General features: G+C 40.1%; 1 pseudogene. It reads right to left on the bottom strand.

The annotated features are described in order from the left end of the window. Positions 1-37 precede the first annotated feature (37 nt). Positions 38-890: pseudogene (locus SANK73390_RS19525) on the bottom strand (PKD domain-containing protein); the annotation flags it as partial.

Raw genomic sequence — 890 nt, 5'->3', positions numbered from 1 at the left:
GTATTCAACTTGGTAAATTTTGAGCTTCTGTGAGCTATCATTCACAAATCCTATGCCCAAGAGGACTACCTGTGCGATGATCAAACTCAGCAACATGGTTTAGGGCTTTAAGTTCAGTGTATTCACGCTGCGATATTTTTCCTTGCTCAAGCGCATCCATCCTTTGCACCTCGCACAATTCAGCGCCAAAAGAATAAGAGTCCGACAGCGTATAAGCGCAAGACACATTCTCATTATCCAATGAACCACTGAGTTCAAAATATGCGTCACTACCCGTGTCATCTTTTTTAAAGAGAATGGCGGCCCCGTCTGATTCTAATGTATCTGGTATGGTGTCTACAGCACTTAAATTGATTGCAACAATATCAGCATTTATTAAACGGCTACTTCCTTGCTTAAAACCATAGTTCAAATATAACTCCTCTGGTTTTAAGTGCTCTGAGTCAAGTGTATAACATGAGAGCATTTGTTTTTTAGCGATACAGCTTGACCAATTGGCTACCGCTTCATCATCTGCATGCTGCAGCAATAAATGTGATGACTTACTATCGATAAATTCTTTGTCATTATCAGAGCAATGAGCCGTTTTCCACAGTTCAACATCCTGCTCATTACTTTCTAGCGAAAGTACCTTCATAACCTGATTAGTAAAGTCTCGATTTTCAATATTAGATTCGCTACAAAACCATTTTTTAAGCGAAACAAGAGAAGTAAAGTTGAGTGTTTCGTTATAAGTGTCAAGGATACTAGGAGCAAGCTGTGCATTACAGCTGGCATAATGACTGGATACCTGAACCGCTCGCTTTACTGTAATGCTAAACGTATCCTTTGCTTCACCACCTTTGTCATCCCTAACTACCAGCTCAAATTCAAGCGTTGTATCAGCATCC

It is taken from the genome of Pseudoalteromonas sp. SANK 73390 (assembly GCF_054966645.1).
Note: the sequence above shows the minus strand (reverse complement) of the source record. Positions and strands in the feature narration are given on the sequence as shown.